This window comes from Streptomyces sp. NBC_00454 (assembly GCF_041434015.1).
Lineage (GTDB): Bacteria > Actinomycetota > Actinomycetes > Streptomycetales > Streptomycetaceae > Streptomyces.
The window spans coordinates 4,100,205-4,116,853 of the sequence record NZ_CP107907.1 but is presented as its reverse complement, the minus strand read 5'-3'; the positions used below and the strand labels follow the sequence as shown (position 1 = coordinate 4,116,853).

The following is a 16,649-nucleotide window of genomic DNA, read 5'->3' as shown; positions in this document are numbered from 1 at the left end:
TAGAACCTAGAGTCGGGTCTAGATCAACAGCTGGGTGAGGGAGGGGCGCTCATGGACCTGAGCATCGGTGAGGTGGCACGGCGCACTGGGCTGAGCGTGCACGCGCTGCGGTTCTACGAGCGGGAGGGCCTGTTCGCCAACCCGGTGCGCCGCCTGTCCAACGGCCGCCGGATCTATCACGAGGAAGACCTGGAGTGGCTGGCCATCTGCACGAAGCTCCGCTCCTCCGGCATGCCCCTGGCGATGATCCGGCAGTACGTCGAACTGGCCCAGGAGGGCCCGGGCAACGAACACGAGCGCCTTCAGCTGCTGCGCCGACACGAAAGCCACGTGGAGGCGCAGATCCGCGAACTGCAGGACACCCTGGACGTGATGCGGCACAAGGTGCGGATCTACGAGGACCACGTCGCCCGCGGTGAAGCCGACCAGCTCTGGAACCCGTCCCGCCCGGCAAAGCCCCGGGCCGACCCGCCGATCGTCCGTCTTCGCGCTCAGTCCCCCGGAACGACGAGCCCCGACTCGTAGGCCGCGATGACGAGTTGAGCACGGTCGCGGATCGCCAGCTTTCCCATGATCCGGCTCACATGGGTCTTCGCCGTGAGGGGGCTCAGGGCCAGCGCGTCGGCGATCTCGGTGTTGTTGAGGCCCCGGGCCACGAGGGTGAGGACCTCCCGTTCCCGCGCGGAGAGCGGGTCGAGGACGGCGGGGGCCGGGGCGGAGCCGGGGGTGCGCAGGACCCGGGCGATCAGCCGGGCCGTCGGGCCCGGGGAGAGGAGGGACTCCCCGCCGGCCACCGTACGGATGGCGGCCAGGAGTTCGGCCGGCCTGGTGTCCTTCACGAGGAAGCCGGAGGCCCCGGACCGCAGCGCTTCGACCACGTTCTCGTCGGTGTCGTACGTCGTCAGGACCAGGACCTTCACCCCGGCCAGGTCTTCGGCGGAGGCGATGAGCCGGGTCGCCTCGATGCCGTCGGTGCCCGGCATCCTGATGTCCATGACGACCACGTCGGCCCGCTCGGAGTGGGCGAGGTCGAAGGCTTCGCGCCCGTTGCCCGCCTGTCCGACGACCTCCATGTCGGGAGCCGATTCGATGAGCATCGCGAAGGCCGCCCGTACGAGGGTCTGGTCGTCGGCGATGAGGACCCGGATGAGGGGGACGGTGGGGATCGCGGGGATCGCGGGGATCGCGGGGTCGTGCCCGGCGGGCGGTGGCGTGGTCATGCGGATGCCTCCGGGGAACGGGGTGGGAGCGGCAGGGCTGCCGTGACTTCGAAGCCGCCGCCGGAGCGGGGGCCCGTCCGTACGGTGCCGCCCACGCTGCGGGCCCGCTCGCCCATGCCGACGATGCCGAAACCCGGAGCGGTGGAGTCCGCTCCCGGGCCCCGGCCGTCGTCGCCGACGGTGATGCGGAGGGAGCCGTCCGCCGCCGCCACTCGGACCCGGACCGTGGCGCCAGGACCCGCGTGGCGGACCGCGTTGGTCAGCGACTCCTGGACGATGCGGTAGGCGGCGGCCCCCACCGCCGGCGGGACATGGACCCCGTCGGTGTCCAGGGTCAGCTCCGCCCCGGCCGCGCGGACCAGATCGGGCAGCCCCGCGAGGTCCGGCAGCGGCCCGCGCTCGTCGGCGCGGAGCACGGTCAGGGTGGTACGGAGCTCCGCGCGGGCCTCGCGGCAGGTGTCGGCGATGGAGTCCAGCGCCTCGGCGATCGCCGCCCGGTCGAGCCGGTCCGGGTCGACGGCGAGGACATGGGCGGCGACCGAGGTGCGGACGCCGATCAGGGTGATGCTGTGGGCCAGCAGGTCGTGCAGGTCGCGGGCGATGCGCAGCCGCTCCTCCGCGATCTTGCGGTCGGCGTCCTGTCCGGCCCGGGCGCGCTCCTCGGCCAGGTACCTGCGGTAGTTGCGCACGGCGACGCCGAGCACGAGGGCCGCCACCAGCCAGCCGGAGGTGCGCAGTACGTCCAGGGCGCGGTGGACGCCGTTGGACGACATGGCGGTCACCGCGAAGCCCACGACGCACGTGCCGGCCGTCACCGTCCGGCGGACGGTGCCGGTGGCGGCCACGGTGTACAGGGCGAGCATGCCGATCGGCACGGGGGCGGCGTGGGCGTTGTCGAGCAGTTGGTACGGGGCGATGCAGGCGACGACCGCGACCAGCACCCCGAGCGGGTGGCGCCGCCGCCATGCCAGGAGCAGGGCGCAGCAGGCGAGCAGCGCCCAGCCCAGTGCGTCCGGCCGCAGGGCGGTGTCGGCGTACGCCATGGCCGCGGCGAGGATTCCGAGGCCGGCCGCGATCACCGCGTCGTTCCGCGTCGGGTGCGCGGCCGCCAGGGGGTCCTGGTGCAGTACGCGCAGGACGCGCGCGGCCGCGCTCGGGGGGTCGGTCACTTCTGGCACCGGGACATCGTCGCTCTCATCGCCGGTCGCCGACCAGTGTGGGGGTGGGGGCGGCAACGGGGGCCGGGGCGCCGGAGGGGCGGCCCGGCCACCACACCCGGTGGCCCAGCAGCACACTGGCGCTGGTGACCAGGTACGTACGGACGAGGAAGGTGTCCAGGATCACCCCGACCGCGACGACCGTGCCCATCTCCACGAACATCACCAGCGGCAGCGAGGCGAGCACCGCGAAGGTCGCCGCCAGGACGATCCCGGCCGAGGCGATCACCCCGCCGGTGGTGCGCAGCGCGGTCAGCGCGGCCTGCCTCGGCTCGGCGCCGCGCCGGGTCTCCTCGCGGGTGCGGTGCATCAGGAAGATGCCGTAGTCGACGCCGAGGGCGACCAGGAAGACGAAGGTCAGCAGCGGCAGCCCCGGGTCGACCCCGGTGAAGCCGAACAGCGGGCCGAAGACCAGTCCGCCGATGCCCAGCGCCGCGCCCCACACCAGGACCACGGCGGCGACCAGGAGCAGCGGGGCCACCAGGCTGCGCAGCAGCAGGGTGAGGACGAGCAGCACCGCGAGGAGCACGAGCGGGATGACGATCAGGCGGTCGTGGGCGTTGGTGGCGGCCAGGTCGAGCTGCTGGGCGCTCGCACCGCCCACGTGCGCGGCGCTCTCAGCGCCCATGTGCGCTCCGTCGAGTGCGGTCCGCAGCCGTCCGATGGTGGCGCTCTCCCCCGCGGACTCCGGTGCGGATTCGGCGGTGACGGCGATCTCGGTCCAGCCGCCTCCGCTGCGGCCCCGCTCGGCGCCCGCGACTCCCTCGACGGACCTGGCTCCGGCCAGGATCCGGTCGGCGGCTCCGGTGGGCGCCATGACCTCGATGGGCCGGCTGCTGCGGTCCGGGAAGGCCTCGGCCAGCGTTCCCATGGCGGCGATCGACTCGGGCTTGCTGGTGAAGCTGTCCTCCCGTTTGAGTGCCCCGGGCAGGGCGAACACGCCGAGCGCCAGCGCGCCCAGCAGCACGACTCCGGTCACGAGCACCGCCACCGGCCGCTTGCCCGCCGAACTCCCCATCGCGGCGAAGACGTTCAGCCCGCCACGCTGCTTGGGTTCACTGCCGTACGCGGGGATCAGCGGCCAGAACACCCGCCGGCCCAGCAGCACCAGGACCGCCGGCAGCAGCGTCATCATCGCGATCAGCGCGCACAGCACGCCCACCGCTCCGACCGGTCCGAGGCCACGGATGTTGTTGAGGTCGGCGGCGAGCAGACAGGCCAGCCCCGCCACGACGGTCCCGCCGGAGGCCAGCACGGCCGGCCCGCAACCGCGCAGCGCGCGGCGCATCGCGTCGTACGGGAGCGGCGTGCGGCGCAGTTCGTCGCGGTAGCGGGCGACGAGCAGCAGGGCGTAGTCGGTGCCGGCGCCGAACACCAGGACCGTCATGATCCCGGCGCTCTGGCTGGTCACGGTGAGTCCGAAGCCGGAGGCGAGCCCGTACACGGCGGCCCGCGCGCAGACGGCCGCCGCTCCGACCACCAGCAGCGGCACCAGCCAGAGCACGGGGCTGCGGTAGGTGAGGATCAGGAGCAGGGCCACCACCAGACCGGTCGCCAGCATCAGCGTCCCGTCGATGGAGCCGAACACCTCCTTGGCATCGACTTCTACGGCGCTGTCGCCGCCGACCCACACGTCCAGCCCGTCGCTGCCGCGCGCGTGGGCCCGTACGTCCTCGACGAAGGCCTTCTTCGCGGCGTCGTCCGTGCCGGGCGCGGCCGTGGACACCGCGTACATGAGGGTGGCGCCGTCCGCGGAGGGGACACCGGGGCCGCGGAGGGTCGCCCCGAAGTCCCGGGGGTCCTTCGAAGTGGCGAGCAGGGCGGGGGACTTGGCGGACCCGGACCCGGCCTCGTACCCGGACCCGGTATCGGTTGTACCCGCCGGGACCGTGACCGCCGCGACCTGCCGTTCGGCGGTGTCCCGGTCGGCGGCGGTCAGCCCGCCGTCGCGGTGGTAGACGAGCAGCACGCTGGTCGCCTCGCCCCCGGGCAGCTCCTCCTGGAGCCTGGCCACCTGCGTCGAGTCGGCGCCCGACGGCAGGTAGTCCGCCGTCCGGTCGCGCTGTACGTCCGCCAGCCCGCCCGCGAACGACCCGGCGACGGCGATCACGATCACCCACAGCGCCAGCACTCCCCAGGGAACCGCCTTGCGGCGTCCGCCCGTTCGCGCTGCGCGCGCCGTTCTTGCTGCCTGCCCCGCCTGCTCTGCCTGCCCCATCTCGGGCCCCTCCGCATGGACTCGGCCCGGTGGCCCCGATGGCCCGCCCGGTTGCATCCAGCGTCCCGTCCCCGAGGCCCCGTTCCCTCAGGCCGACGCAGGAGATCACCCCTACTCCCCCGGGCGTCCCGGAGCTCCCCGTACTCCCCCGGGAGTATGGGGGAGCGCGTCGGACGGGGCGGCGGTCCGGAGCCGTGTGCCCCTACGGGTGGTCCGGGGCCTCCGGTCCCTCCACGCGGCGCAGGGACTCCTGGACCGGGCGCAGGTTCGGTACGCCCGCCTCGGTGAAGAAGTCGCGGGCCCTGCGGAGGCGGTCCCGTCCGGTGGTCGAGCTCCGCCGCCTGCGTCAGGGTCTCGATCGCCTCGTCGAACCGGCCCAGGCCGCGCGCGGACATCCCGATCAGCTGGAGCGCCGCGGACTCGGCCAGGTCGTCTTGCCCGCGCCACCGGGGCCGCTGAGCAGCACCAGCGCCGGGGCGCCCTCCACCCGCCCGTCCCATGCTTCGTCGAGGAGGCCGGTCTCCTCGGTGCGGTTGGTGAAATGCGCTGGGACGGGAGGGAGTTGCCTGGGCACCACGCGCGGGGGCGGCTGGTGGTGGACGTGCAGGCCGCCGTGGATCGTCCCGGCCTGGACGGCCGTGCCGAAGGACCCCCCGGAGATCCCATTGCGCACCGCGATTCCGGCCCCCTCCGGCACACCGATGGCATCCCGCTCCCCCACGCCCCAGCCCCCTGCCGTTCTGACCATTCGCTCCTCCGACCCTAAGCCGTGCACCGTCACGCGCACCGGCCCGGCGCCGCCCCTGCGGTCATCGGACCTCCCGATGGGGCCCATCAGTGAAGCGGCCGGTGACAGGGCGCGATGTCGCCGTAGCGTCCGTTGCGGGGCACGCAACGCCGTCTCGCCGTGCAGGCGGCCTCGGCCCGACGGATACGAGGGCCCGACGGGTACGCGCGACGTGCTGCCAGGCAAACACCCTCACCAGGACCCGGCCGACAGCGCCGTCCCGGGGATTTCCTCACCTACCCGAAGCGAGGCGCCTCGATGAGACGCAGCACCACTGTCCGCAAACCCTCCGGGAGCCTGTCGGGACGTCTGGCCGCGTTCTACCGGCGCCATGAGGCCGTGATCCTGCGCGTGAGCGTGGGACTGCTGTACGTCTGGTTCGGCGTGCTGAAGTTCTTCCCGGCCCTGAGCCCGGCGGAAGGGGTCGCGCTGCGCGCCATGACCACGATGACCTTCCACTTCATATCGCCGGACATCTGCCGGCCGGCGCTGGCCACCATGGAGGTGCTGGTCGGTCTCGGGCTGATCCTCGGGGCGTACCCCCGCCTGACCCTGACGGTCTTCCTGGTCCACATGGCCGGCGTCTTCTCCACGCTCGCCATCCTGCCCGGAGAGGTGTGGCGGCATCCGTTCGTTCCTTCTCTGGAGGGGCAGTACATCCTCAAGAACCTGGTGCTCGTGGCGGGTTGCCTGTCGGCGGCCGCGGCCGGGGCAGCCAAACGGCACGGGCTCCGGGAGGCGCAGGGCCTCGGCGGCGCGAACCCGCCATGGGGGGAATCCGTGGCTCCGGAGGGTATCGGCGGCCAGTTGTGGGGGGATGGTAGACCAGCCACCACCAATCGCCTGAGGAGTGTGGCTGCTGTACCTCCCGCCCGGTCAGCCGAAGGGTGAGGCTGGCTGTTATGCACACCCGCACCCTCGCCCGCGATTGCTCCCCGGATCCGTTCTCCCCGACCCGCCCGTCGGCCGCATGCTGTGGCGATGTCCTGTCCGAGCTGGGAACCCTCGCCCTGGACTCGCTGCGTCGCAGTGACCAGCGCGCCAAGGGGCTGCAGTACGTGCAGGGGCTGCTGACCGCTCACGGCCGCAAGACGATCCGCAACATCGCGTCCGCGGGCGGCAACGACTCCGCCTTCGAACAGGGCCTGCACCATTTCGTCGCGAGCTCCACTTGGGACTGGATGCCGGTGCGCGAGGCGCTCGCCGGCTACCTGGACCGGGTCAGCGCGCCCCGGGCCTGGGTGGTCGAGCCGATGCCGATCCCCAAAGCGGGGGTGCACTCGGTCGGGGTCGACCGACGGTTCGTGCCGCAGTTCGGACAGGTCGTCAACAATCAGATGGCGTTCGGGCTGTGGTTCGCCAATGAGAACCTCAGCGTGCCCGTCGACTGGCGGCTGTACCTGCCGGGCGCCTGGCTGAGCGACGACGACCGCCGGTCCCGGGCCGAGATCCCGGCGGAGATCAGCCAGGAGAGCATCGAGGCGTGTGCGGTGGCCACCGCCCTGCAGCACGCGCGGCAATGGGGGCTGTCCCCTCGGCCGGTGATCCTCGACTGCCGCCTCACCGGACCGGCCGTCGCGGTGGACCGGTTCTCGGCCGCGCAGGTGCCCTTCATCGTCAGGATTCGCCCCACGGAACTCCTTGCCGTCGCGGACCCGGCGATGTCGGGCTCCGGCCGCCGGCCGGTGCCCGCCGAGCAGATACTCAACGCCGCCCGGCGGCTCCGTACTCCCGCCCGGTGGTCCGATCCGGCGGACGGCCGGGGCAAACGGCACACCACGCCGGTGGTGACGGTCGGTGTGACGCTGCCCGGCCTCTCGCCGTCCCGGCCGCTGATGCTGCTCGGTGAGTGGACCACCCCGGACGGCCCGCCCGCCGCGCTCTGGCTCACCGGCCTGGCCGCTCCCGCGGGCATGCTGCTGCGGCTGACGAGGCTGACCCGCCGAGTGAGCGCGGACAGCGACCGCATCGGCGGGGAGGTGGGCCTGCGCGAGTTCGAGGGGCGCTCGTACCAGGGCTGGCACCGTCACATCACACTGGCTTCGCTGGCCCACGCGGCGGCGGTGCTGACCCGGACCGATCGCTGCACAGCATGCGGCGTGTGCGCAACATGCTGAGCGCCAACTGGATTTCCAGGGCAGCCGAAGGCTTCTGCCATTGCGGGCCCAGCAGTTGGGCGATGCGTTCCAGGCGCCGCGAGACGGTGTTGGGGTGGACGTGGAGGGCCTCCGCCGCGAGGTTCCGGCTGCCACCCGCCTCGAAGAGCGCATCGAGGGTCCGGACCAGACTGGTGGACCTCTCCCCGTCGCTGTCCATGACCGGGCCGAGCACCGAGCCGATGAAGCCGTCGATGTCCTGGTCCTCGGCAAGCAGCACGCTCAGGAATCCGAGGTCGTGGGCGGATGCAGCGGCGCCTTTGCCGCCAAGGGCGGTCACTGTCTCCAGGCACCGCACCGCCTCCAGATGCGCGGCGCGTACCCGGGCCGGGTCCGTGACCGGCCCCGCCGATCCCGCGGTGACCGGATGCCCCAGTACGTTGGTGAGTTCGGCGCAGACCCGCCGGGCCGCGGCGTTCGGATCGTCGCCGGGCACCAGCAGGACGATCCGGCCCCCGTCCATCAGTTTGAGCCCCTGCAGACGGCGTACGTAGGAAGAGGCCCAGACCACCGCCCGGCCCTGCGGGCCCCCCTCGGGGCGGGCGACCACGACGACGTGCGGCCGGTGCAGATCCACCCCCAGAGCCCGTCCCCGCTCGGCCAGTTCGTCCGGCGGCCAAGGCGGGTCGGCGACCAGGTCCTCCAGCAGTTCGTCACCGGCCGGGCCGCGCACGGCGACCGTGCCCCGGCGCGGCATCATCAGCAGGGCGAAGGCGCGCGCGGCCGTCACCAGGAGTGCTCCGGCGCCCGGCTCCACCGTGTGCAGCACCAGGGCGCCCAGGCTCCGCTCGCCCGCTCGTATCGGTGCCACCCAGCCGCCGTCGGGGAACGGGACGGGCACGTTGCCGGCATGCGCCTCGGCGGCGGCCCGTGCCACGAGCTCCGGATCCGGCCCCGATGTCACCGCGTGGGCGCGGGCGGCCGCGATGAGCCGGCCCTCCGGGTCGAGGAGCTGCAAGGTGCCGCCCAGTTCGCCGGCGGCGGCCTCGGTGAATTCGGCCGTGGTCGCACCGTTGAGCAGCACGGTGGTCAGCCGGTTCTGCAGCGCCGCGTGGCGGCCGGTCTCGGCCAGGGTGCGCACGGCACGGATGCTCCGTGCCCGTTCCACTGCCACGGCCGCGAGATTGCCCAGGGCCCGGATCAGGGTGACCTGGCCGGGGGTGAACTCACGGCGCTGCGGTGCGGCGCCGCACAGTACCCCGGGCGGGCGGTCCCCGTCGCCGAGCGGTACCGCAATGGCCGCCCGCAGCCCCTCGGCCCGCACCACGGCGTCGATGGCCGACGCGTGGGCGATGTTGCCGTCGGCGAGGTAGTCGGCGGTCCACAGCGGGGCCGGGAGGCCGAGCCCCCGTGCGGGGGGCTCATGGTTGCCCGCGAGGCGGAGCCCGACCGTCAAGGTCGCCGACTCGCCGTCCAGGGCACGCACGTGCACGGCCTCGTCTTCGCACTCCTCGCCGCGCAGTGCGACGTACACGACCGCGAGTTCGAGCGTCTCCCGAACCCGGCGGCAGATGATCTCCAGAAGGGCGGCCAAGGAGTACGGGAGGGTCAGGTCCCGTACGGTGTCCGCCAGTATCGCCGTCTGCGCCCGCGACAGCACGGGCCGTCTTTCGTCATCGCTCGCTGCCACTTCGCCCCCGATCAAGAAGTCGCGCCCCGGAGCTGAAGGTAGGTTTCCTGATCAGGGGCGTCAACTTTTTGTTGAGAGCGCGGCCGTGGCGTTCAACTGCCTTCGGAGCAGCGGGAATGCGAGGAGGGAGGGCCGGGGGCTTCCGCCTCCAGCCCTCCCTCCTCCTGCCGCACGGCCGGTCAGGGCATGACAGCCATGCGGAACTCGGTGCCGCCGAGCGAGCCCAGTTCCCGCAGCTCGGCCCGGCGGATCTTCCCGGACACCGTGACCGGCAGCCGGGGCGCGAACTCCAGGGCCCGCACCCACTTCTCGGGCGGGAGTTCACGGCGTACGAGATCGAACAGTTCGTCCGGGAAGCCGTCCCCGGTCGCGGCTGCCCCCGTCGGCACGATGAAGGCCTTCGGGATCCACAGCCCCACCGGGTCGGGCACCGGCACCACGGCGACCTGTGCCACAGCCGGGTGTCCGTGCAGCACCCTCTCCAGTTCCAGCGGAGAGATGCGGTGGTCGAAGGACTTGAACATGTCGTCGTCCCGGCCCGCGTACCGCAGGGAGCCGTCCATGCCCAGCTGCACCAGGTCCCCGGTGTGGTAGTGCCCGTCCGCGAACGCCTTGACGGTACGGTCCGGGTCGTCCAGGTAGCCGTCCATCACCCCGAGCGGGCCCGGAGCGAGGCGTACGCACAGCTCACCGGTGGAGCCCGGGGCGACGGGCCGGGCACTCCCCGGGTCGAGCACCGCGATCTCGTACCCGGGCATCGGCCGTCCCATGACGCCGGGCTGCGGCTGCACCCCCGGCGGGTGACCGAGCTGCGCGGTGGTTTCGGTCTGGCCGTACCCGTCGCGCAGCCAAACGCCCCAGGCTTCCCGGATCCGCGCGATCAGGGAGGTCTCCAACGGCTCCCCCGCGCAGGTCGCCTCGCGCAGCCGCGGGGGCTTCGGGCCGAGGCCGTGGGCGAGCAGGGCCCGCCAGACGGTCGGCGGGGCGCAGAACGAGGTGACGGGGCGGGTGCGCAGCAGGTCCAGGACGGCCGCCGGGTCGCTCTGCCCCGCGCCCTGGACGAGGACCGTGGCTCCCGCGTTGAAGGGCACGAAGAACGAGCTCCAGGAGTGCTTGGCCCAGCCCGGTGCCGAGATGTTCAGGTGCAGGTCGCCGGGTTGCACCCCGTTCCAGTACATGCCCGACAGGTGTCCCACCGGGTAGCTGGCATGGGTGTGCAGCACCATCTTCGGGCGGGAGGTGGTGCCCGAGGTGAAGTAGATGAAGAGCGGGTCGCCGGCCCGGGTCGGACCGTCCGGAGTGAACTCCTCGCCGACGAGGTACGAGTCGTCGTACGGGATCCAGCCGGACACCTCGGGCCCGACGCAGATCCGGGTCCACTCGCCGCCCACCTTCTCGAACCGTTCGGTGAGGGCGGACTCGGTCACCACATGGCGCACCCCGGCCCGTTCGATCCGGTCGGCGAGGTCGTCGGGGGTCGCGGTCGCATAGGTGGGGACGATGACCGCGCCGAGTTTGATGCCGGCGAGGAGCGTCTCGTACAGCGGCAGCCCGCCGCTCAGCGCCAGCAGCAACCGGTCGCCCCTGCGCACACCCACCTCGCGCAGCCAGCACGCCACTTGGGAGGAGCGGCGCGACAGCTCCCGGTAGCCGACGGGCAGGTCCCCGTCCTCCCCGGCGAGGAGCAGCGCGGGGGCGTCGGTCTCCTCGGCGAGGACGTCGAACCAGTCGAGCGCCCAGTTGAAGTGGTCGAGGTCCGGCCAGCGGAACTCCCGTCGCGCGCCTTCCAGATCGGTGCGGTAGGTCAGCAGGACGTCGCGGGCCTCCCGGAACGCGGCCGTCGCGGCCGGGTTCCGGCCGGTCACGGGCGGCCCGCCGTCTGGATGGCCGGACGCTGCTCGTCCGTTGCGGTGCGCAGGCGCAGCATGTCGCGCGCGATGGCGTCCGCGTCCCGCTTGAACAGCGTGTTGAGGCCGGGCTTTCCGCTGCCGACCTGGGTGAACCAGCGGGTGTGCTCGGTCGGGATGCCCAGGGCGTACAGGTCCTCGCGGGGCGCACCGTCCGCACCGATCACGTGGAAGGGCGCGGGGGTGACCCAGACGCCGCCCGTGGCGAACGAACCGCCGGCGATCCGGTCGCTCAGCACGTATTCGTTGACCAGCCCGTCCGCGATCAGCCCGCGCATCAGCGCAGAGGTGTCCCGGTGCAGATCGGGCGTGGGGATGCGGGCGTCGACCAGGACATCCGCGAACCGTTCGGAGCCGGCCACCTGGGGCGAGCCGACCCGGAACCGCCCGCAGCCCTCGTCGGGGACGAACTCGGTGGCAGGGCCCACCACTTCGACCCTGCCCGCCTCGATCAGCGCCACCAGCTGCTCGACCCGCTCGGCCGGAGGCCCGGCCGAGAGGAGGGAGTTGACCGGAAGGAAGTCCCGTTGGAACTCACCCCGGTACGAGTCCGGCAGCAGCCCGCCGAAGTCGACGGCCTCGCGCACCACGTTGCGGATGTCCCGCAGCACGTCCAGTGCGGCCTTCAGCGGCCCGTCGGCATTGCCGAGTTCGGCTTGGCCGAGGTCGGCCCGCATGAGCTGGAGGAGGTGGGTCCGGAACTCTACGGGCGAGCCGAAACTGCGGCCCAGGAAGGGCCGGGCCAGTGCCCGCAGATCCAGCGGGGGCAGCTCTCCGCCGCCGTTGCCCTCGTGCGTGGCGCGGTAGACATGCCGCACCTCGTCCAGGAGCAGCGGCAGTACGTCCTCGGCGAACCGCAGCCGGCCCGTGCCGCCCGCCTCGATCCGCCGTCGGCGTGCCTCGGAGACCGCCTCCGAGGTGAGGATGCGGGGCTTGTGGGTGTGGTCGGGGCGCTTCTGGTTGCGGCCGCGTGCCGGGATCGGCAGACCGCTGCGGGATCCGGCGACGATCTTCGGTTCGCGCCCGCTGGCGACGTAGCGGAGGCTGCCGTTCTCGGTGGTGAAGGTGCCGCCGCGGCCCACCGTCAGGCTGAGCATCACGTCGTAGAACGAGAGCCCGAGTCCCCGGATGGCCACCGTCGCATCGGAGGGCACGGACGCGAGGCCCATGTCGGCGGCCGAGTCGCCGACGAAGTACCGGGCCCCCGGGTAGCTCTCGGTGAAGTCGAGCAGATCCCTTTCGTGGGCGTCCGGTTCGTTGAACGGGTGACCGGTGGCGAGCAGCACCTTGTCCGCCTCGACGAGGTACGGGGCCGCGTCCAGGTTCAGGACGTAGCCGCCGCCGTCGCGCGGTGAAAGCTCCCGGACCCGGGTGTGCAGCGGCACGATGGTGGCCCGCTCGGGCAGGTAGGCGACCACCGACTCGTACACGGCGCGCAGGTACTGGCCGTAGCGCAACCGCGAGGCGTAGTCGTCCGGGCCGAGCAGCGGCTCGCCGTACAGCGTGTGCCGGTCGTCTATCCACTCGCCGAGCGACGGGCCCGCACCGGGTCGGGAGGGACCGCCGTCCGGGGTGCCGGAGTACATGGTCACCTGGCCGACGACGGTGTTCATGGTGAACCAGTCGTCCTGATCGGTGCGCCAGATCCGGCCCGCGCCCACCTCGGTCTCGTCGATCGCGTAGATCGTCACCTGCCGGTCGGGCAGCTCGCCGGCGGCGAGCCGGGCGGCGAGCCGCTCCAGGACGGAGATGCCGCGCGGCCCGGTGCCGATGACGGCCAGGGTCAGCGAGGGGCGGTCCAGCTGATCAACTGTGGCCTCGGTCACAGCAGCTCCTTCGTGCGAGAGAGGGGTGGTGCGTCCAGCGCGGCGAGGTCGAAGGATCGCTGGACGTGCGAGAGCATCCCGAGGAAGTCCTCCGCGCCGAGCCGCGCCGACGCGGTCGGAGCGGACGATGCGATGGGCATGGATCCGGTGGACAGCCACTGGAGTTCACCGGCGGCGTCGATGTAGCTGCGGCTGCGCTGGGCGTTGTCGGCGTGCAGACAGAACGGCACGTCGAGGTAGCCGCGCGCGAAGGCCTTCAGCAGCGCCTGTCCCATGTCCTCGTCGAGTTCGAGGACCGCGTCGACCAACAGCCTGGCCTCGGCGAGCACCGGGTTGCCGGTGAGGGAGGCGGCGGCGTCCGGGGCGATGCCGTCGGCGGCGAGCGCCGCCTCCTCCAGCGCCAGGATGTTGTCCGCGACGGTGGGGATGCGGTGGGCCTCCGCCGGCGTCTTCACGATCATCCGCTCGGTGCCGGTGGCGGCCGCCAGGACCGCGCTGCTGCGCAGCAGCGCGAGGGCGCCCGCCTCGGTACGCGGAAACACCCCCATGTAGGAGTAGAGGACGACGTGCCACTGGACACCGCCGAGGTACTCCCGCGCCAGCGCCCGCAGCGCGGCGATGGCGTCCGAGTCCTGCTGGAAGCTGGTTCCCTGTGCGTAACTGAGCGAGACGCTGCGCAGACCGTGCTGCTTGAAGAAGATCCCTTCGAGCACGGAGATCGCCACGAGCAGGCTGGGCGGGCACAGCTGCCCGAGCATGCAGCCGCCGAAGCTCTCCAGATGAGCGCCCTCGACCCGCTCGGCAAGCAGTTCGCACGAGCGCGCCCACGCGTCCACGGCCTCCCTCAGCGGGGTACGGCTGTAGGGGAGGCAGTACGACACCGGTCCACCCTCGGTCGCGTCCAGGCCGGCGTCGAGCAGGGCCTCGACGATGCCGATCGGCAGCGGTGAGCCGTGCCGCACCTGGATCGCGAAGTCCGGAGCGTCCACATCGGCGAGCATCGCGCGGGTGACGTCGGCGCCGTGCGCCACGATGGGGAAGCCGTTGAGGTCGGAGCCGTCCCTCAGAGCCTTGCGCGCGGAATCGTGGTCGCCGACGCGGGTGTAGCTGTCCAGGGTGATGGTGCCGACGGCGGTGGCGTCGGCCGCGCGGACCGCCCGTAGCCCGGCGAGCATGTCGGGCACCCTCGGCATGCCCATCCTGGGCTGCACGACCAGCTGCCCCCGCGCCGCCGCGGCAGCCACCGCCGCGCCGAAGGGCGCGGTGGCGCGGCGCTGCGCGAGCGGCCGGGACGGGCGGCTCGCCACGAGGCCGGTCATGCGGCGCTCCCGGCGACGGCACGTGCCGCCAGCGGGCGGCCGGAGACGACCTGGTGGTGGGGGGCCACCGCACGGGCGGTTCCCGCGCCTTCGAGGAAACGGCGGAACGGCGCGATGCCGGCCGAGTCCTCGAAGACCGCGTCGAACCCGGCGGCCATCAGCTCCGGACCGTAGGCGCCGTTCTCCGCGCCCTTGATGCCGAGCTTGCCCCCGATGACGACTGAGAGGTCCGCCAGGTCGGGCTCACCGCGCAGCCGACCGATCAGCCGGCGCCCGTCGAGGTGGCCGTGGCCGTTGACGCTGCTGATCACCACCATGTCCGGGCGATGGCGGCGGCACTCGTCGATCAGCAGCTCGTCGGGCACGCAGGAGCCGAGGTTGACGACTTCGTGGCCCATCTCCTCGAGCAGCAGCTGAAGGAAGACCAGGTTCCAGGTGTGGGAGTCGGACGACACGCTCGACACCAGGATGCGCCGGCCTGACGAGCTGGTTCCGGCGGCCGGGAACGCGCTCCCGACCGTGGTGAGCGAAGACATGGAACTCTCTCAATCATCGTGTGGTGAGGGTTGGTTGAGGCCCATGGGGCTGATCCCCGGGCGTTGGCTCAGGCTGCCGCGCCGACCTTGCGGATCGGCTTCTGCGGAGTGCGGACCGAGGCGGGCTTGGTCCGGATCGCGAGCACCGTGCACCCGGTCGCGCTGGACATCTGGTGCTGGGTGCTGGGCCCCTCGACGATCAGGTCGCCCTTGAGATAGGAATCGCCGTCGCTGTGGTCCAGCTGCCCGTCGAGGACGAGCATGAGCTCGTAGCCCAGGTGCTCGTGGAAGTCGCCGTGCGCGCCCGGCGGAAAGCGCAGGAGCAGTCCGACCGAGTCCTCCTGCACGCTCTCGTCGGGCGCCCACAGGATGTGGTGCTCCACTCCGTCCCGACCCGGCTCGGCCCAGGTCGACCACGTGATGTCGGTCAGTTCGAAACCACTGCGGAAGACATTCTTGATGAGCTCTATGTCAGTCATGTAAGTCCGTTCCGGCCGCTGGGGTGTCACGGCGCCAGAATTCTTGACGCCGGTCATGGTGAAAACTCTAGGAACGGGGAATAGCATCCGATCGCGCACCTTCCCGATAGCAGGTATCAGGAGGCGGTGGGAGCTATTCATCCGAATGTCACCGAAGGCGCCGGACGGCGGATGCGTGAAGCGGCGGATGCGTGAAGCGGCGGACCGGGGGCCGCGAGGCCCCGAGGTGACGAAGTAATGGCGGACCTCTGGGAGTCCACCGCCGGTCGCCGATCATCGGAGTGGGGGCGCACCCGCGCCGAGAACGGAGTCACGGGTGGATTTCGCGATGTATCAACTGCGTACGTTCTGGGAGGTCTCCCGGGCGGACAGCATCACCAGGGCGGGCCGACGGCTCGGCTACTCCCAGTCCACGGTCACCTCGCACATCCGGGCCCTGGAGGCGCAGGCGGGGGCCGTGCTGTTCCAGCGGCTGCCGCACGGGGTCCGGCTCACCGAGGCGGGAGTGATCTTCCACCGGCACGCCGCACGGGTGCTGTCGGTGATCGACGAGCTGACGGGCGAGCTGGCGGCCGAGGGGGAGGTCCAGGGCCGGGTGTCGGTGGGGGCCGCCGCGTTCCTCATCGACCAGGACGCCACCCGGCTGATCTGGGAGTGCCGCTACCGCTACCCGCGGGTCGAGGTCGCTCCGGTGAGCATGGACTCGGGACGCATCGTGGAGGAGGTGGCGGCGGGGAAGCTGGACGTCGGCCTGGTGCTCGCGCTGCCCGGGGATTCGGGGCGGCGGCAGCTGTCGGGGCTCGCCACGGAGGACCTGCACCACATCGACGTGGTCTGCGTCGCCAGCCCCGGCCTGGTGGGGCCCGGCGGCGAGCTCGTGGGGCTGTCCAGCGCGCGGATCCTCCAGGTCGACCCCACCTGCGCCTCGCAGGACGCGCTGCGCAACGCGCTGGAGAGCCGCTACGACGTGCACTTGGACGCCATGGCGGTCGGCTCGGTCGGCGGGGTCCTGGAGCTGATGCGCAACGGCCCGTTCGTGGCGATGCTGCCCGAGCAGGCGGTGGCCAGGGAGATCGCGGCGGGCGACGTCCAGGTCCTCGACCTGCTGCCGAAGCTGCGCCCGACCGTCCGGATGGTCTGGTCGGAGACCTCCTGGCAGCCGCCGGCCGTCTCCGCGCTCCTGGAACTCGCCCGCCGGCTGGGGCAGGGACGCCGTCCCGCGGGCCCGGTCTCCGGTGCGGAGGTGGCGGCCGCCTGCTGAGCGGCAAAGAGCCGCCGCCCCTGGACCCGCGGGGAACCGGGGGTCCAGGGGCGGCGCTCAACCGCTGGTGAGGGACCGGCCCGCGAGGGGGAA

14 protein-coding genes are annotated in these 16,649 nt (G+C 72.4%); 4 read left to right on the top strand and 10 right to left on the bottom strand.

Going from position 1 to position 16,649, the window contains the following annotated elements:
• The first annotated feature begins 51 nt into the window (after nt 1-51).
• Nucleotides 52-525 (top strand): MerR family transcriptional regulator, encoded by a 474-nt coding sequence (locus tag OHU74_RS19180; protein ID WP_371617050.1) that lies wholly within the window; start codon nt 52-54, stop codon nt 523-525.
• Here the strand turns inward: OHU74_RS19180 and OHU74_RS19175 are convergent.
• The 4 genes from OHU74_RS19175 to OHU74_RS19160 form a co-directional block, all read right to left on the bottom strand.
• Complete coding sequence (locus OHU74_RS19175; protein ID WP_371619731.1) at nt 492-1,097, bottom strand: response regulator; 606 nt, start codon at nt 1,095-1,097, stop codon at nt 492-494. The genes OHU74_RS19180 and OHU74_RS19175 overlap by 34 nt on opposite strands.
• Nucleotides 1,098-1,216: 119 nt before the next feature.
• On the bottom strand, nt 1,217-2,398 hold the full coding sequence (locus OHU74_RS19170) for a sensor histidine kinase (RefSeq protein WP_371617049.1): 1,182 nt from the start codon (nt 2,396-2,398) through the stop codon (nt 1,217-1,219).
• A 16-nt stretch (nt 2,399-2,414) separates the two neighbouring features.
• Nucleotides 2,415-4,655 (bottom strand): MMPL family transporter, encoded by a 2,241-nt coding sequence (locus tag OHU74_RS19165; protein WP_371617048.1) that lies wholly within the window; start codon nt 4,653-4,655, stop codon nt 2,415-2,417.
• Between the two features lie 400 nt (nt 4,656-5,055).
• Entirely contained in the window at nt 5,056-5,403 is a 348-nt protein-coding gene (locus tag OHU74_RS19160) for a hypothetical protein (RefSeq protein ID WP_371617047.1), read from the bottom strand.
• A 297-nt stretch (nt 5,404-5,700) separates the two neighbouring features.
• On the opposite strand from OHU74_RS19160, the gene OHU74_RS19155 reads away from it, so the two are divergent.
• Both OHU74_RS19155 and OHU74_RS19150 read left to right on the top strand, forming a co-directional pair.
• A complete protein-coding gene (locus OHU74_RS19155; RefSeq protein ID WP_371617046.1) occupies nt 5,701-6,333 on the top strand; it encodes a DUF417 domain-containing protein in 633 nt (210 codons plus the stop codon).
• 11 nt (nt 6,334-6,344) lie between these two features.
• Complete coding sequence (locus tag OHU74_RS19150; RefSeq protein WP_371617045.1) at nt 6,345-7,559, top strand: IS701 family transposase; 1,215 nt, start codon at nt 6,345-6,347, stop codon at nt 7,557-7,559.
• Here OHU74_RS19150 and OHU74_RS19145 read toward each other — a convergent pair.
• From OHU74_RS19145 to OHU74_RS19120, 6 genes are all read right to left on the bottom strand, one after another.
• Nucleotides 7,474-9,228, bottom strand: a complete 1,755-nt coding sequence (locus OHU74_RS19145) for a helix-turn-helix domain-containing protein (RefSeq protein WP_371617044.1) — start codon at nt 9,226-9,228, stop codon at nt 7,474-7,476. The genes OHU74_RS19150 and OHU74_RS19145 overlap by 86 nt on opposite strands.
• Before the next feature lie 179 nt (nt 9,229-9,407).
• On the bottom strand, nt 9,408-11,093 hold the full coding sequence (locus OHU74_RS19140; RefSeq protein WP_371617043.1) for an AMP-binding protein: 1,686 nt from the start codon (nt 11,091-11,093) through the stop codon (nt 9,408-9,410).
• Entirely contained in the window at nt 11,090-12,961 is a 1,872-nt protein-coding gene (locus OHU74_RS19135; protein WP_371617042.1) for an FAD/NAD(P)-binding protein, read from the bottom strand. The genes OHU74_RS19140 and OHU74_RS19135 overlap by 4 nt, the downstream gene beginning before the upstream one ends.
• On the bottom strand, nt 12,958-14,280 hold the full coding sequence (locus OHU74_RS19130; RefSeq protein ID WP_371617041.1) for a methylaspartate mutase: 1,323 nt from the start codon (nt 14,278-14,280) through the stop codon (nt 12,958-12,960). Before OHU74_RS19130 ends, OHU74_RS19135 begins: the two co-directional genes overlap by 4 nt.
• A complete protein-coding gene (locus OHU74_RS19125; RefSeq protein WP_371617040.1) occupies nt 14,277-14,816 on the bottom strand; it encodes a cobalamin B12-binding domain-containing protein in 540 nt (179 codons plus the stop codon). The genes OHU74_RS19130 and OHU74_RS19125 overlap by 4 nt, the downstream gene beginning before the upstream one ends.
• 68 nt (nt 14,817-14,884) lie before the next feature.
• Nucleotides 14,885-15,295: a cupin domain-containing protein gene (locus tag OHU74_RS19120; RefSeq protein ID WP_371617039.1), complete on the bottom strand. Its 411-nt coding sequence runs from the start codon at nt 15,293-15,295 to the stop codon at nt 14,885-14,887.
• A 328-nt stretch (nt 15,296-15,623) separates the two neighbouring features.
• Here OHU74_RS19120 and OHU74_RS19115 point away from each other — a divergent pair, with 328 nt between their 5' ends.
• Nucleotides 15,624-16,556: a LysR family transcriptional regulator gene (locus OHU74_RS19115; RefSeq protein WP_371617038.1), complete on the top strand. Its 933-nt coding sequence runs from the start codon at nt 15,624-15,626 to the stop codon at nt 16,554-16,556.
• Nucleotides 16,557-16,649: the final 93 nt, after the last annotated feature.

Coding starts and splice junctions, on each gene's coding strand:
- OHU74_RS19165 (WP_371617048.1), bottom strand. CDS start 4,655: ATGGGGCAGGCAGAGCAGGCGGGGCAGGCAGCAAGAACGGCGCGCGCA.
- OHU74_RS19150 (WP_371617045.1), top strand. CDS start 6,345: ATGCACACCCGCACCCTCGCCCGCGATTGCTCCCCGGATCCGTTCTCC.
- OHU74_RS19175 (WP_371619731.1), bottom strand. CDS start 1,097: ATGCTCATCGAATCGGCTCCCGACATGGAGGTCGTCGGACAGGCGGGC.
- OHU74_RS19155 (WP_371617046.1), top strand. CDS start 5,701: ATGAGACGCAGCACCACTGTCCGCAAACCCTCCGGGAGCCTGTCGGGA.
- OHU74_RS19130 (WP_371617041.1), bottom strand. CDS start 14,280: ATGACCGGCCTCGTGGCGAGCCGCCCGTCCCGGCCGCTCGCGCAGCGC.
- OHU74_RS19160 (WP_371617047.1), bottom strand. CDS start 5,403: ATGGTCAGAACGGCAGGGGGCTGGGGCGTGGGGGAGCGGGATGCCATC.
- OHU74_RS19180 (WP_371617050.1), top strand. CDS start 52: ATGGACCTGAGCATCGGTGAGGTGGCACGGCGCACTGGGCTGAGCGTG.
- OHU74_RS19120 (WP_371617039.1), bottom strand. CDS start 15,295: ATGACTGACATAGAGCTCATCAAGAATGTCTTCCGCAGTGGTTTCGAA.
- OHU74_RS19125 (WP_371617040.1), bottom strand. CDS start 14,816: ATGTCTTCGCTCACCACGGTCGGGAGCGCGTTCCCGGCCGCCGGAACC.
- OHU74_RS19115 (WP_371617038.1), top strand. CDS start 15,624: ATGTATCAACTGCGTACGTTCTGGGAGGTCTCCCGGGCGGACAGCATC.